The 14643-nt window shown below is 62.0% G+C and carries 9 protein-coding genes and 5 pseudogenes; 5 read left to right on the top strand and 9 right to left on the bottom strand.

Annotated elements, in window-relative coordinates:
- Positions 1–90: 90 nt before the first annotated feature.
- From NIBR502773_RS31210 to NIBR502773_RS00405, 7 genes and pseudogenes are all read right to left on the bottom strand, one after another.
- Positions 91–282: pseudogene (locus NIBR502773_RS31210) on the bottom strand (methyl-accepting chemotaxis protein); the annotation flags it as partial.
- Between the two features lie 111 nt (positions 283–393).
- A pseudogene (locus NIBR502773_RS31205) lies at positions 394–1023 on the bottom strand (PAS domain-containing protein); the annotation flags it as partial.
- Positions 1024–1378: 355 nt separating this feature from the next.
- Entirely contained in the window at positions 1379–2638 is a 1260-nt protein-coding gene (locus tag NIBR502773_RS00425) for a GTP-binding protein (protein WP_115486100.1), read from the bottom strand.
- On the bottom strand, positions 2635–3297 hold the full coding sequence (nthB, locus tag NIBR502773_RS00420) for a nitrile hydratase subunit beta (RefSeq protein WP_141155041.1): 663 nt from the start codon (positions 3295–3297) through the stop codon (positions 2635–2637). Before nthB ends, NIBR502773_RS00425 begins: the two co-directional genes overlap by 4 nt.
- A 40-nt stretch (positions 3298–3337) precedes the next feature.
- Positions 3338–3922, bottom strand: a complete 585-nt coding sequence (gene nthA, locus NIBR502773_RS00415; protein ID WP_065941365.1) for a nitrile hydratase subunit alpha — start codon at positions 3920–3922, stop codon at positions 3338–3340.
- A gap of 84 nt (positions 3923–4006) precedes the next feature.
- On the bottom strand, positions 4007–5521 hold the full coding sequence (locus tag NIBR502773_RS00410) for an amidase (RefSeq protein ID WP_141155040.1): 1515 nt from the start codon (positions 5519–5521) through the stop codon (positions 4007–4009).
- Between the two features lie 277 nt (positions 5522–5798).
- Positions 5799–6857: a phenylacetaldoxime dehydratase family protein gene (locus tag NIBR502773_RS00405; RefSeq protein ID WP_065941367.1), complete on the bottom strand. Its 1059-nt coding sequence runs from the start codon at positions 6855–6857 to the stop codon at positions 5799–5801.
- A gap of 241 nt (positions 6858–7098) precedes the next feature.
- Between NIBR502773_RS00405 and NIBR502773_RS00400 the strand changes: the two are divergent.
- Positions 7099–8033 (top strand): annotated as a pseudogene (locus NIBR502773_RS00400) (helix-turn-helix domain-containing protein).
- A 173-nt stretch (positions 8034–8206) separates the two neighbouring features.
- On the opposite strand, the gene NIBR502773_RS00395 reads toward NIBR502773_RS00400, so the two are convergent.
- Positions 8207–8788 carry a helix-turn-helix domain-containing protein gene (locus tag NIBR502773_RS00395; RefSeq protein ID WP_141155039.1) on the bottom strand — a complete coding sequence of 194 codons (582 nt, stop codon included), beginning with the start codon at positions 8786–8788 and terminating at the stop codon, positions 8207–8209.
- Between the two features lie 156 nt (positions 8789–8944).
- On the opposite strand from NIBR502773_RS00395, the pseudogene NIBR502773_RS00390 reads away from it, so the two are divergent.
- Together NIBR502773_RS00390 and NIBR502773_RS00385 are read left to right on the top strand one after the other, a co-directional pair.
- Positions 8945–9837: pseudogene (locus NIBR502773_RS00390) on the top strand (DMT family transporter).
- Positions 9838–10061: 224 nt separating this feature from the next.
- Positions 10062–11869: pseudogene (locus NIBR502773_RS00385) on the top strand (ABC transporter ATP-binding protein).
- A gap of 52 nt (positions 11870–11921) precedes the next feature.
- Here NIBR502773_RS00385 and NIBR502773_RS00380 read toward each other — a convergent pair.
- Positions 11922–12659: a GntR family transcriptional regulator gene (locus NIBR502773_RS00380; protein ID WP_141155038.1), complete on the bottom strand. Its 738-nt coding sequence runs from the start codon at positions 12657–12659 to the stop codon at positions 11922–11924.
- 136 nt (positions 12660–12795) lie between these two features.
- Between NIBR502773_RS00380 and NIBR502773_RS00375 the strand changes: the two genes are divergently transcribed.
- Both NIBR502773_RS00375 and NIBR502773_RS00370 read left to right on the top strand, forming a co-directional pair.
- Positions 12796–13635: an ABC transporter ATP-binding protein gene (locus NIBR502773_RS00375; RefSeq protein WP_141155037.1), complete on the top strand. Its 840-nt coding sequence runs from the start codon at positions 12796–12798 to the stop codon at positions 13633–13635.
- Positions 13632–14633 (top strand): ABC transporter substrate-binding protein, encoded by a 1002-nt coding sequence (locus NIBR502773_RS00370; protein ID WP_141155036.1) that lies wholly within the window; start codon positions 13632–13634, stop codon positions 14631–14633. The genes NIBR502773_RS00375 and NIBR502773_RS00370 overlap by 4 nt, the downstream gene beginning before the upstream one ends.
- The last annotated feature ends 10 nt before the right edge of the window (positions 14634–14643 follow it).

Raw genomic sequence — 14643 nt, 5'->3', positions numbered from 1 at the left:
ACCTGGTTCTTATTGTTGGGTTTGTACGGCCAATAGTTGCGCTGCTCACGACTCGGCGCGGTGGCGCTAGCTGTCCATCATGTCGGCCGCTTGTTGGGTCGCCTGGCTGGTGCGGGTCGCCAGCTTGCGCACTTCATCGGCGACCACCGCGAACCCGCGTCCGGCGTCGCCAGCGCGGGCGGCTTCAATGGCGGCGTTCAAGGCCAACAGGTTGGTCTGGCTGGCGATGCCCTGGATGGTGGCGACAATGTGCGTCAGCTTGCGCAGGGTCTCCTGCATCACACGGTGCTGGTGTTCCTGAGCCTCACGCATGCTGTTTTCTTCATGGTGGGCATGGATATCGGTAATGGCGCCCACCACCCTTTGCGGGGAACCGTCCTCTGCGCGTCGCGTTTGCCCACGGCCGCGAAACCAGCGGTAATTGCCACTGCTGTGCTTGAGCCGATAATCGACATCAAAGGGTGTTTTGCCGCTGTGGTCTTCGACGTGGGCGACAAACGCCGCGATTGCCCGCGCGCTGTCGTCTGGATGCAAGCGTGAGGTCCAGCTTTCCAATGTATTGGGAAATTCCTCAACCGTGGTGTACCCCAGCAGTCGCCGCATTTGCGAAGACCACCAGATGGTGTTGTTCGGGTTCGCCGGGTCACCCGCCACCACCTCAATGTCCCAGAGCCCGTCATGGAGCATTTCACGGGAAATCTCGAAGCGTGTGGCCGCCAGTTCGAGTGACTCTTCGTGCAGGCGCTGTTCATGAATGTCACGCAGGCTTCCGCCGATGGCGACCGGTACCCCTTGCGCATCCCGGCGCGCGACGCCGCTGATCCTGCACCAACGATAGTCACCGTCTGATGCAAGGGCCATGCGTACGTCCAGCGCAAAGGGCGTTCGCCCGCTGCGATCAGCCAGGTGCCGGGCCAGCGCGTCGAGCAGGCGTTGCCGGTCCGTCGCGTGCAGGTGCTCGTTCCAGCGGCCAAGTTGATCAATACCTTGGGTCGGGATCGACGCGGACCCTGTCCACTTCATAGCCCACTCCGGTGCGGGTGCAGCAATACCTGCCGGTTGCAGTTCCCAAAACAGTTCACCTGCGCCTTGGGCGATAAGTGCCCAGCGCGCTTCCTGCTCCTGTAAAAGCGCGTCGCGGCGGGCCAGGTGTTCGGCCAATTGGGTGGCTTCCAATGCCAGCGCGTGTGTCTGTGCTTTCAGGGCTCGCCGCTCTTGCAGCAATGTCTCGACGCCCGCCAGGATGCGTCGCAATAACGGGTTGCTCGACGACAGCGGTGTACTCGCCTGGTCAGGCTCATCCAGTCTGTCGGCAAGCGGAGCCAATACCCAGCGGCTGGTTCGGCTGAAAAAGAGCATGGGGCACCTCTATCTCGGATCAAATGGGGGCAATCGCCATGGGCTGTGTGGGGGGGCGGGCAAGGGCCTGTCGGTCAAAGGCGGTCGCCCCTGGCAGCGCCTGCCAGGCCAGTGGGCCGGCGGCGATTTCCTGGGCGCTCAGCAGGCAGTGGTCGAGCTCACGCTGTAACGCGTCGGTGTCGAGGCCCTGGCCGATAAACACCAACTCCTGCCGGCAGTCGCCGACCACGCTGTCCCATTTGGCCCTGATGCCCAGCAGCCGGTATTCGTCCCGGGGCCATTGCGACGGCTCGATGAAGTTCCACCAGCGCCCGACATAGTCCCACTGGAACCGCTTGCCGCTTTGCACCAGCAGGCCGGTTTCCAGGTGGCGGCTGGCGAGCCAGAAGTAACCTTTGCTGCGCAGCAACCGCCCGTTGCTCCAGGGCTGCTGGAGAAAGTCGAGCAACCGCTGCGGGTGGAAAGGCGCGCGCTCACGGTACACCCAGGACGTCACGCCATAGGTGTCCGACTCGGAGACCGGCGCGTCGGTCGCCTCCATTTTCCGCATCCAGCCCGGCGACGCCGCGAGGCTGGGTAAATCAAACAGATGGGTGCCGAGCAGGCTGGCTGACGGGATGTTACCGTGGGCCATCGGCATGATCCGCGCCGTCGGGTTAAGCCCCGTGAGGATCGCCTGCACGGCCTGATACTGCGCTGCATCGATCAGATCCAGCTTGTTGACGAGAATGACGTTGGCGTACTCCACCTGTTCGATCAGCAGATCGGCCAGGTGGCGCTTGGGTGCGTCTGGCGTGGCGTCGTCGCGATCAACGGTGTCCGGCGATTCGAGCAGTTCCTGGAAGCGACTGCCATCGACCACCGTCACCAAGGTGTCCAGACGCGCCAGTTCGCTGAGGCTGAAGCCATCAGCGTCAAGGAAGGCGAACGTCTCCGCGACCGGCATCGGCTCGGAGATCCCCGTGGATTCAATCAGCAGGTAATCGAAACGCTGTTGGCGTGCGAGCATACTGATCTGCTCGAGCAAATCGGCGCGCAGGGTGCAGCAGATACAACCGTTGCTCATCTCGATCAACTCATCGCGACCACGGTGCAGCGCGACATCGCGCTGCACTTCTTCGGCATCGATATTGACTTCGCTCATGTCGTTGACGATGACGGCCACGCGCAGGCCTTCGCGATTGCGCAGGATGTGGTTGAGCAGGGTGGTTTTGCCGGCGCCGAGGAAGCCCGAAAGGACCGTCACCGGCAGTCGGCTTGCCTGGGCGCCGTCTGTCATGGGTTCACCGCGCGCGCGCCGGCGGCCTTGTCCAGGTAGCTTTCGAACAGGTCGACCACGACAAAACCCTCATCGGCCGCATCTCCCCACAGGTCTTTCACGGAAAACTCGACGTGGTAGGTGGGTTGATGGGCGGCGCTTACATCGCCATGCCCGATTGCGTCGGGGAACGGCCATTTCTCTGACGTGCGGTGCAGGACCACGCCTTCCTTGCCGCGCACGTAGGCGGGCATGCGGATGTGTCCAGCCACATATTCGTCTCGCACCACCACCCGATCCCCCACCTCGAAGGGCGGCCGCCCCGTGATCGCCGGGCGGCCCTCGGCATGGGCGGGATTCGCCAGTTTGAAGTGGGTGCCCAAGGCCTGATCAAGCTCCGCCTGGGTGATCACGCCGGTTTCGACCAGCAGGGTGGCGGTCGCGATGACGTAGCGTTCGTAGTACTGGGTGCCGACATGCTGGCGCACATCCAGGCGTTCGACGGCGTGACGCACTTCGTCCACGCTGAACTTTTTTAAGTGGTCGGCACCGATGAACATCAAGCTGTAGGCCAGATGCTCCCAGTCCTGCTTGAACACCTGTTTGTAGCTCAGGCTGTTGATGGTGTGAGGGACTTTTCCAAAGCCTTGGAAACCGCCGAGATCGTGAAAGCCATCCATAATCAAAACTCCGGGAGTGAACGATGATGAGGTGTTGTTTTCAGCCCACGCGGGGCAGGGCGACGCCGATCAGCACGTCTTTGGTCACCAGCGCTTGAAGCTGCTCTTCGCTCATGTGTTCTGAGCCTTCCGGCCTGACCGGCAGCACCAGGTAGCGGCTTTCGGCGCTGGTATCCCAGACCTTGACCACCATGTCCCGGGGCAACTCCGTCCCCAGCTCGCGCAGTACCGTGCGCCCCTCCCGGACCAGGCGTGCGCGGAACTCGAAACCCTTGTACCACTCCGGTGGCAGGCCGAGGACCGGCCAGTTGGTGCAGGAGCACAGGCTGCAGACAATCACGTTCTTCAGCGTCGGCGTGTCCTCCAGGGCGACGATGTATTCGCCCTGGGGGCCGGTGTAGCCGAACTGGGCGCAGGCCGCGGTGCCGTCCTTGAGCAACAGTGCCCGGAACTGCGGGTCGACCCACGCCTTGGCCACCACACGGGCGCCGTTCTCGGGGCTCCAGCCGTGCTCCATCAATTGCGTGAGCTGCTCGACATAGCCCTCCGGGATGAGTTCCTTGCTCTTGAGGACTTGAAACAATGCCCAGGCTCTTTCGCCGGGCGTTGAAGTAGCTGTACTCATGGGGTCATTCCTATCAGTCAACACGGTGGTAAAGTCATTGGATTTCTTATTGTTCTACGGGCGCCGGCGGCGCCCGTAGACGGCTCAGAGCGTGCGCCAGTCCACGGAGGCTTCAAACGCCGCCGCAGCCTGGTAAAGGGTGCCTTCGGCATAGTGTTTGGCGACCAGCATCAGCCCGACGGGCAGGCCGTCTACCCGCCCGCATGGAATCGACAGGGCGGGATGCCCGGTGATGTCCTGTGGCGCGGTGTTGCCGATCATTTCCAGCGCGCGCGCCACGTACTCAGTGATCGAGCAATCCGCCGGTGGGTGAGGTTGGGCAATGATCGGCGTGGTCGGCATCACCAGCAGGTCGTAGGTCTGCAGCGCCTTGTCATAGCCCTGCCGGGCGAAGCGCGCGAGGTTTTGCGCCTTGGCGTAATAACGTCCGTTGTAGTGGTTCAGCCCGTATTGGCCGACGAACATGCACAACTTGAGCGACGCGGACAATTGGTCGGCCTGCTCGCGCCAGCCGACCTGTTTGTCCAGCAGGCCGACATCGTAGAGGCCTTTCCAGTTAAAGCCCGCGCCGTTGCCATGCATCATCTGCATGGTCAAGCCTTCGCAGCCGATGGGGTGCCACAACGAGCCCGCCAGGTTGTGCTCGGGAACGGACACCGCCTCGACCTGCGCGCCCAACGCCTCGAGACGAGCGATGGCGTCACGCACTTTCTCGGCGACGCGAGGGTCCTGGTTGGCCAGTGCGAAGCCCTCTTGCAACACACCGATTTTGAGCCCGCGCACGCCCCTCGTCAGGTAGCTGTGATAGTCGTCGACTTGCGGCGCAGCCTGGCGCGGGTCAAGCCCATCCGCGCCGGCCATGGCTTGCAACATCAGCGCGTTGTCGCGCACGTTGGCGGTAATAGGGCCGACATGGTCGATCGTGGCTTCAATCGCCATGACCCCGGAGTAGGGCACCAGGCCGTGGGTCGGCTTCATGCCGTAGGTGCCGCAGAAGGACGACGGGATTCGGATGGACCCGCCTTGATCACCGCCAACGGCCATGTCCACCTCTCCGGCCGCGACCAACGCCGCACTGCCCGAGGAAGAACCGCCGGCGGCGTAACCGTGACGATGGGGGTTGTGCACGGGGGCAGGGTCAGAGGTATGACTGCCGCCGGACAAACAGTAATGCTCACAGGTGGCCTTGCCCAGGATCGTCGCCCCGGCATCCAGCAGGCGCGTGACCACGGTGGCGTCGAATGACGGCACGAAACCGGCCAGCGGCGCGGCGCCATTCATCATCGGCACGCCAGCCAGGGCGATGTTGTCTTTCAGCGCGACGGTTTTGCCGGCCAGCAGGCCCTCACGGGCTCCGTTCACTTCGGCCCGGTAGTACCAGGCGTTCAACGGGTTTTCCCGGTCCGAGGGGCGATAGCCCGAACTGCGTTCGTAGCGTACGGGCGGAACGAAATCAGGCAGCTCATCGACCAGGTCGTACGCGTCGAAACTCGGTTGCATCAGGTCCAGGTACTGCGCAGCCTGCTCCGGCGTCAGCTGCATGTGCAACTGGGTGGCGAGGTCCTGCAGTTGATCAAGCGTGGGTCGAATAATGGCCATGATTTTCCTTGATTTCATCGATGATCGGCGGGAAGACTTGAGGCTGTTCAAACACTTCCAGCACTTTCGGGGTCGGATCATTCCGGGTAGTAATGGAGAACAAATTAGGCCTCTTTTGCCACTGCGGCTTGGTTGAACAGGACACTCGCTTGGCTGAACAGGACAGCTCGGCCCGGTGCCACGTCATGGTCAGATGCCTGTCAAAAAGTGGCCCCGACCCCATGCGCTAGAGATGAGGGCCAAAAAATAATCGGGACGGATGGGGCGGTGCCGGGTGTCAGCTTTGCGCGACACCTGCATCACGCAACATGCCGGTCTGCGGGTGGCAGTTGATGTACTCGAACAGCTGGCTCTTGGCGTCCGAGACCGACACTTCGTGGTACAGCCGCAACTTCACCAGGCCGGCCGCTACACGGAAGAAGGTGACAAAAATGCGCAGGTGGGTGGGATGGGATTCCGCCCAGCGTTCCAGTTTCTCGACCGAGCGCCAGTGGCCGATGTTGTAGCTCATGTCGAGGAAGTTGCCGTCGAGGTCGATATTGCGCACGAATCGATTGCTGTAGCAGCCCAGGGGCGCACCGTTATCGCGCAGGAAATCCATGCCGTCCTGCAATGTCGGCAAGATTTCGTCGAGGTACAGTGAACGCTCGTCAGCCTCGGCGTCAGCCCAGTCCTGGCCGGAGCGAATCAGCGCGATGTTGTCATGGCCCATGACGATGACGCGGCCACCTTTGGCCGGGTCTCCCAACACCACCTTCAGTTCGCCCGTGGGGCTCATCCAGTCCGTCTGGGACGCCGGGAAACGATCGCGCATCGAGCCCCAGTAACCGTGCTCTTCGATCTCGCCGCTGGTGGTATCCATGATCGCGCCCACCCCCGGCAACTGCGTCTGGAACGCATAGAGGGTTTCGAACTGCTCGGCACGCGGCGCGGTGATTTCGCGAAAATAACCCAGGCCATCGTTCAGGCGATCCGGCGATGCCCACCAGTCATTGACGGGCGGTGATCGCAACCAGCGGCAATAGGCTGCGGCGTCCTTCCAGTAGCCGACGATCATCAGGTTGTCGTAGCCACTGTTGTCCGTGTGATGGGTCAAGTCGTGGGTCTGCGGGCCGTCGGGCAGGCTGAAGCTGCCGACGATGTCGCGCATGGCCTTAAGGGCACGCTCACGCTGCGCCTCACCGCGAAACTGCACGCCCAGGTAGGCCATCGCTACCTGCTTCAATTGTTCGCCAGCGCGGCCGACCCACATAGGGAAGGGCGGCTGGTAGTCCTCGGGCACCCGGCGGGACAACGTCCGTGGGCATCTAAGGTGTTTGTCGATCGCAGATTCCATGGGCGGCTCCTTGTTTTTTTCAGGTTCAGGCGTAACGGGCTGGACAGGCTGTGAGGTCATAGTCAGGCAGGTACGAACCGCCTCGCTTTGTTCGCCAGGACAACCGTTTGGTTGGAAAAGACAGATGCCCGATGCCAGGGCTCAGGCGCGATAAAGGGGGCTGGGCGTGGTCTGAATTTTGCTTTCCAAGATCGACCGGCAGCGTGTCGCTGCTTCAAGTCGTTGCATTAAGGTGAGTGCCATGGCTCAGAACAATCACTATTCCACCCTTGCCGTTTCGCAACCGCGTCGCTTCGATTACTGGAAAGAAGTGGTGTGTCGCCATTGTCTTATGGCTGACAGCAAACCCTCGACCCAGAGCGATTTCAACGGAACGCTCCAGGTCTCCGGCGTAGGGGCGTTGGATGTCTCCAGGCTGTCGTCCCCGCTGCATCATTGGGTCCGTTCCGAGCGGCATTTACGCAGTGGCCCCGCCGACGACCTGTGGCTGGGCTTTACCCTCAATGGGTATGGCGAACTTGAGCAAGAGGGGCGCAAGGCCACACTGGGCGCGGGTAATTTGTTCCTTTATGACGCAACCCGGCCGTTCCGATTCAGCCTGGGGGGAGCGAAAACCACTTGATGCGCATCCCTCGGCAGTTGCTGACCGAGCGGTTGCCGCGTGTGGCGGAATGCACCGCAATGGTGCTGGATGACCGCCGCCCTGGCGTGGTGCCGCTGCGCGAGATGCTGCGCCAGATGGCGAACACTCCCGTGCTTCTGGAGGATGGAGGCATTTGCAATCGTTACTCCAACACGATAATCGACCTGCTCGTGATCAGCCTGGAACTCCAGGACCTGAAGACCACTCACCAGGAGCTGGATCTGTATGCGCGGATAATGACCTACATCCAGCACCACTTGAGCGACCGAGAACTGTCGATCGAACTGATCGCCCAAGCCCACCACGTGTCTACCCGCACGGTGACCCGTGCATTCGCCCGCCATCAGAAAAGCCCCGTCGCGGAGATCTGGAAAGAACGGCTGAATGCCAGTCGCACGGCTATCGAGTGCGGCCAGGTGCGCAGCGTTTCCCAAGCCGCACTGGACTTCGGTTTTTCCGATTTCTCCCACTTCAGTCATGCTTTTCGCAAGGCGTTTGGGGTTGCGCCGCACACGCTCTTGACGCGCAACTGATGGGCCCCCCAAAAAAAGGCGGGGGTTATTAGCGTCCTGCTCGATAAAATTGACGAGATGAAAGGGTTAAGTTGCTAGCAATCCCCCTGCCGATTCAAGCCCGAGTCGCGGCCGACACAGCCTCGCCGGGGCTCGGCAGCTACGGGTTTGACAGGCTTCAAGGTGCTCCCAGTTCAGGAATGCTCGATCACCATCACCGCCGTAGTGTCCGCCTCAAGTGCCTCGAACACATGCGGCACATTCGCCAGGTAGCTGATGTAGTCGCCGGCGTTGAGCAACACCGGGCCACTCGCCGGGCCGATACGTGCACTGCCACTGCACAGCACCACATGCTCTACGGTGCCCGGTGGATGAGGCTGAGACAATCGAACTTCGCCGGGCTGCACCTTGAGTCGGTAGATGTCGCGCTGCACGCCGGCCGGGCAATCGGCAAGCAGTGTCGCTGCGTAATGGGCCGTCTCGGCATAGGCGGTCATGCCCTCGTTGGCGCGAATCACCCGCAGGGCCTGCCGGGGTTGCTCGAAGAACCGGGTGACTTGCAAGCCCATGGCCATCGCCAGCGACCACAAGGTTTCGATGCTGGGGTTACCGATGCCCGACTCCAATTGAGACAAGGTCGACTTCGCTACCCCGGCGCGCTTCGCCAGCTCGGTCAAGGAAAACCCGGCGGCCAGGCGCTCGCGCTTGATTGACAGCGCCAGCAGATCGATTCGAGTCAGATTATTTTTCGGCAGGTCGTTCGTTATATCGGTCATTTGTTTTGTAAACCATCCCTAAATGGGTTGACGCTCTTGGGTACCATGTTCAGTATATCGGCCATACGTTCATTATAAAGTTGTATTTGCCAGCCTATTTCCCCGCGAACGGTGGCTTGGGCCATGGCGATGTCGATAGCAAGGAAGCCGTGAGTGATGAAGTCGCAAACCCGTGGGACGCTCGAAATGATCTCGGCCATGGTCATCTCCGGCACAGTCGGCTGGTTCGTCGTCATGTCGGGGCAGAGCCCGGAGGCGGTGGTGTTCTGGCGTTGCCTGTTCGGCGCCCTGGCGATGCTGGTCGCGTGCCTGGCGCTTGGGGTGCTGCGTCGCTCCCGGATCACTGCCCGGCAATTCCTTCTGGTGTGCCTGGGCGGGGTGGCGCTGGTCCTCAACTGGGTGCTGCTGTTCGGTGCCTACACCCATTCCTCTATTGCCATTGCCACGGTGGTCTACCACGTTCAGCCGTTCATGCTGGTCGGCCTGGGTGTGCTGTTTTTTGCCGAACGCCTCAGCATCGCCAAGGTCGGCTGGCTGCTGTTGGCCTTCGCCGGGCTGCTGTTGATCGTGTCCGCCAAGGGCCGTGGGCAGGCCACCGGCGCCGACTACCTGCTGGGCGTCTGCCTGGCCCTGGCTTCGGCCTTTTTCTATGCCGTGGCGGCGGCGATCACCAAGCGTCTCAAGGATTGCCCGCGCACCTGATCGTGCTGATCCAGATGGTGGTCGGCGTGCTGGTGCTGGCACCGTTCGTGGACTTCACTGGGGGCGAAACGCTCAAGGGCGCCTGGACTTACCTGATCATTATCGGGGTGGTCCATACCGGGCTGATGTCGACCCTGCTGTACAGCGCCATCCAGAAAATCCCCACGGCACTGGTTGGGGCACTGTCGTTCATCTATCCGATTGTCGCCATCCTGGTCGACTGGGTAGCCTTCGCCCATCCCCTCAGCGCCCTGCAGGTGATGGGCGCAGGCGCGATCCTGCTGGCGGCGGCGGGCATGAATTTTGGCTGGTCGCTGGGCCGCGCGGGGCGTCAGGACGTGACCTAAGGTCGGGCGCCCAACCGCCATCGAGTCAAAAGACGTCACGCCAACCACTGGCGACGACGCACCTGGGAAGAACATCGATGAATACGCGTGGTTCTGGTGTCACGGCCTGTCATAATCCGGGGCGCGCCTGGATCCGGGAGCGAGTGGCGCAGTGACCCGCCCATATCCATGGCTCTCGGCCGTCCGGCCTGATTTCACCCCCCCTCAAGGAGTCCGTGCCATTCATGGTGCTGTTCAATCGATTGAGCGCGTTTTCGACCCAGGCGCGCAGAGCACTGGGACTGGTGTGGGAAACCTCGCGGCCACTGTTCACGGGGCTGTTGCTGGCGACGATTGTCGCCGGACTGCTGCCTGCACTGGCCGCCTGGATTGGACAGCGCATCGTTGATGGCGTGGTCCACGCCATGCAGGTTCATGCGGCCGGCAGCCAGGCCCCCGTGTGGCCGGTGATGCGCTACGTGCTGGCCGAGGCCGGTGTGCTGGCTTTGTTGGCGGCGGCGCAACGGGCGCTGTCGATGCAGCAGTCGCTGTTGCGGGTGAAGCTGGGCGTGAAGGTCAACCTGATGGTCCTGGAGAAAGCCCAGACCCTTTCGCTGCTGCAATTTGAAGACGCCGAGTTCTACGACAAGCTGGTGCGCGTGCGCCAGGGGGCTTCGACGCGCCCGCTGAGCCTGGTGACCAAAGGACTGGGGTTGGTGCAGAACCTCATTTCGCTGGTCAGCTTTGCTGTCCTGCTGGTGCACTTTTCGCCGTGGGCCCTGTTGATTCTGGTGGTCGGTGCGTTGCCGGTGTTCTTCGCCGAGACGCATTTTTCCGGCAATGCGTTTCGCCTGTTCCACCGGCGTGCACCGGAGACGCGCCGGCAGAACTACCTGGAATCCTTGCTCTCCCACGAGTCCCATGCCAAGGAGGTCAAGCTGTTTGGCCTGGCACCGCTGTTCCTCCAGCGCTATCGCGACAACGCTCAGCGCTTGTATACGGAGGACCGCCAATTGACGCTGCGCCGCGATGCCTGGGGCTTCGCATTGGGCCTGCTGGGCACCGCAGCGTTTTACCTGGCCTACGCCTGGGTGGTACTCGACACCGTGCGTGGCCAGACGAGCCTGGGCCAGATGACCATGTACATCGTGCTGTTCAAGCAGGGGCAGGCCGCAATCACCGCCAGCCTCAGCGCCATTGCCGGGCTGTACGACGACAGCCTGTTCCTCTCGGACCTGTATGAATACCTTGAAACCCCCGTGATCACGCCGCGCGGCCGGCTCACCGAGGGCGCGCGCCCTGGCGATGGCCTGCGCTGCGAGCAGGTGGGGTTCACCTACCCAGGCGCCGGATCCGCCGCGCTGCGCAATATCAGCCTGCACCTGGCACCGGGGAAAAGCCTGGCCCTGGTGGGTGAGAATGGTTCCGGCAAGACCAGCCTGATCAAACTGCTGACCCGTCTGTATACCCCGGATGAAGGCCGCATCCTGCTGGATGGCAGTGACCTGCAGGAATGGGACGAACACACCCTGCGCCAGCGCATCGGCGTTATTTTCCAGGACTACATCCGCTACCAGATGAGTGTCGGCGAGAACCTCGGCGTGGGGGACGTCGATGCCCTGGACGACCAGGCCCGCTGGCGCAGCGCTGCCACTCAAGGCGTGGCGGCGGAATTTATCGAGCGCTTGAGCCATACCTATTCAACCCAGCTGGGACGCTGGTTTGGAGGCCAGGAACTGTCCGGGGGCAGTGGCAGAAAGTGGCCTTGTCGCGGGCGTACATGCGTCAGGATGCCGATCTGCTGATCCTCGATGAACCCACTGCCGCGCTGGATGCCGGGGCTGAAGCGGCGGTGTTCGAGCACTTCCGTGAGCATGCCAGGGGCCGCATGACCCTGCTGATTTCCCACCGTTTCTCTAGTGTGCGCAGTGCGGATCACATTATCGTGCTGGAACGCGGGCAGATTCTGGAGGAGGGCAGCCATAACCAGCTGATGGCTGCGGGTGGGCGTTATGCCGAGCTGTTCGACGTTCAGGCGCGAGGCTATCGCTAGGAAACCCAGCGCAGCGTATCTGCCGATCCCTTCAAGTGACTTGTACAGATTGCTATTTGGCAGATTTGAATACGCCGCTGAGGACAAACGCATAGCGTTCCGGACGGATAAAGAAGGTGGTGCGGTCGCAGCAACGGCCGTCGGCAAAGTAAGAGCTGCGTTCCATCACCAGCAGCGCGGCACCGCGTTTGACGTGCAGGGTGCTGGCCAGGCGTGCATCGGCTGCTTGCGCACGGATGGCCAGGTCGGCACGGGTGACGGCCTGGCCGGTGATCGATTCCAGGATCGAGTAGATCGGTTGATGCTCGACGTCCGTCCAGACCACGCCGGCCAACTCGGCCGGTAGATGGCTGCGGCCCAGGGCGATAGGTTCGTCATCCACGAAATGCAGGCGCTCCAGCAGCAGGCAATCGTGGGCGCCTTCAAACAACGCCATCAAGGCTTCCGGAACGGGCTGCAGCGTGTGGCCGATCACCTGCATGCTCGGTTTGAGCCCCTGCAATAACAAGGCTTCATGGAAACTGCGCAACGCATCCAGGCCATGCCGAACCTGCTTCGCGGCGACGAACGTGCCCTTGCCTTGCTTGCGCTCCACCACGCCGTCGTCGCTGAGCTTGCCCACTGCCAGGCGCACCGTGACGCGACTCACGCCAAAGCGTTCGCCCAGTTCGGCTTCTGACGGCAGTTTGCCGGTGGGTTCGAAATCGCCGCGCTGAATCTCTTCCAGCAAACGATGGGCGATCTGTTCGTAGAGCGAGGTGGTGCTATCGCGCAGAATGGACGTGGACACGGTCGGCTTCCAGGGGCCTTGGAGTGGGGCGGTGCGCCTTCACTTCTAAGGTTATAAAAATAGGTTATTGGGACAGCTTGTATTAATACGTATTATGTCAGGCATTCCCATTGTAAACGACCTGACGATACTTGCCATGCCCGACTCCTTGCCTTACGCACCGCCGCAAGCCGACGCCCTGACGGTCGATCACATCAGTTTCAGCTACCCCAACGGCCATCGGGTGTTCAACGCTTTCAGCCTGAACGCCAAGCCGGGTGAATTCGTCGCGATCCTCGGGCCGTCCGGCTGCGGAAAAACCACGTTGCTGAATTTGTTGTCGGGTTTTCAGCAACCCCAGAGCGGCCGGATCAGCATCAACCAGACCGCCGTGCGCCCGGAGCGCTCGGAGTTGGGGTATGTGTTTCAGGCGCCGCAGTTGTTTCCCTGGTTGAGCGCGCTGGAGAACGTGCGTTTCGGCCTGCGGATGACGGCGCAACTCAGCGAGGCGCAACAGCGTGCCCAGGCGTTGCAGTATTTGCGCCTGGTCGGCCTGGAGAACGCGGCACAGCGCTTGCCCCATCAACTGTCGGGCGGCATGCAGCAGCGCGTCTCCCTGGCCAGGACCTTGGCATTGGAGCCCAGCGTATTGCTGATGGACGAACCCTTCGCCGCGCTGGACGCCATCAGCCGCAATAGCATGAATGAAGAGACGCTGCGGATCTGGGCCGAGCTGGGTCAGACGGTGCTGTTCATTACCCACGACATCGACGAAGCGGTGTTCCTGGCCGACCGGGTCATCGTGCTCAACATCGCCCCCGGCGGTATCCATAGCGAACTGGATATCCATTTGCCGCGCCCGCGTTCCAACCTCAAAACACGACGCCTGCCGGCCTTTCTCGATTACCGCAATGAGCTGATGGAGCGCATTTCCCAGGTCATGGGCGCGGCCGAAGCCATCCCTAACCCCACCCGCCAACCCGAGTTAACCCCATGATCAAACGTTCGCTGCTTGCTCTTTCCTTGTCTGTTGCCGCCTTGGCAAGTAGCACAGGTGCCGTGGCCGCTGAAGAGAAACCCCTGCGCGTGGGGTATGTGTTCGCCATGGCCAACGCCCCGGCGCTGATCGCCGACAAGCAGGGTTACTACCGCGAGGAAGGCTTGAATGTCGACCTCAAGGCCTTGGGCGATGGCCCGGTGATCCAGCAGGCGCTGGCCGCCAATGAGCTGGACGTGGCCTATGTCGGCACGCCGCCGGTGTACCAATGGTTCTCCCGAGGCTTGCAAAGCCGGATTCTGGCCAAGGTCAATTACGGTCAGGCGGCGGTGATTGTCGATGCAAAAAGCCCGATCAACAGTCTGGAGCAGCTCAAGGGCAAAAAGCTCGCTGGGGTCAAGAAGGGCAGTGGCATGGACGTGCTATTGCGCGGCTATGTGCTGAAAGAAAAAGCCGGGCTCAACCCGGACAAGGACCTCGACATCATCGACATGCCACCCGGCAACATGAACGCGGCGCTGGAGCGCGGCATCGTCGATGCAGCGTTTTCCTGGGAACCCTTTGTCAGCCAATCGTTGCTGCGCGGGTCGAGCCGGGTTCTGCTCGACGTCAACCAGGCACTGCCGAACTACCCGTGGTACGTGGTGATCGCGCTGCCCAAAACCTTGCAGGAGCGACCGGACGATGTGGTCAAACTGCTGCGTGCGCACCGCAAGGCCATCGCGTTCCTCAACGAGCATCCCGACGAGTCGAATCGCATCATCGCCGAGGCGTTCAAGCTTGAAGCGGTCCAGGGGCCTGACGGCAAGACCATTGCCCCGGAGGCCATCGTCGCCCAGGCGCGCACGCGGTTGGGCTGGTCGGCGGGCTTGCTGCCTGCGGATATCGAATTCATCCAGCGCCTGATGAATTACTCCCACGACCTGGGCTTTATCGACACCACGCTCAAGACCGAGCAGATCGTGGATACCGCCTACCTGGAAAAAGCCTCGCGCTGAGTCTGAGCCT

The organism is Pseudomonas sp. NIBRBAC000502773, assembly GCF_006517195.1.
GTDB classification, from domain to species: domain Bacteria; phylum Pseudomonadota; class Gammaproteobacteria; order Pseudomonadales; family Pseudomonadaceae; genus Aquipseudomonas; species Aquipseudomonas marginalis.
This window is presented reverse-complemented; position numbering and strand designations above follow the sequence as displayed.

Coding starts and splice junctions, on each gene's coding strand:
- NIBR502773_RS00410 (WP_141155040.1), bottom strand. CDS start 5,521: ATGGCCATTATTCGACCCACGCTTGATCAACTGCAGGACCTCGCCACC.
- NIBR502773_RS00425 (WP_115486100.1), bottom strand. CDS start 2,638: ATGACAGACGGCGCCCAGGCAAGCCGACTGCCGGTGACGGTCCTTTCG.
- nthB (WP_141155041.1), bottom strand. CDS start 3,297: ATGGATGGCTTTCACGATCTCGGCGGTTTCCAAGGCTTTGGAAAAGTC.
- NIBR502773_RS00375 (WP_141155037.1), top strand. CDS start 12,796: ATGCCCGACTCCTTGCCTTACGCACCGCCGCAAGCCGACGCCCTGACG.
- NIBR502773_RS00405 (WP_065941367.1), bottom strand. CDS start 6,857: ATGGAATCTGCGATCGACAAACACCTTAGATGCCCACGGACGTTGTCC.
- nthA (WP_065941365.1), bottom strand. CDS start 3,922: ATGAGTACAGCTACTTCAACGCCCGGCGAAAGAGCCTGGGCATTGTTT.
- NIBR502773_RS00395 (WP_141155039.1), bottom strand. CDS start 8,788: ATGACCGATATAACGAACGACCTGCCGAAAAATAATCTGACTCGAATC.
- NIBR502773_RS00370 (WP_141155036.1), top strand. CDS start 13,632: ATGATCAAACGTTCGCTGCTTGCTCTTTCCTTGTCTGTTGCCGCCTTG.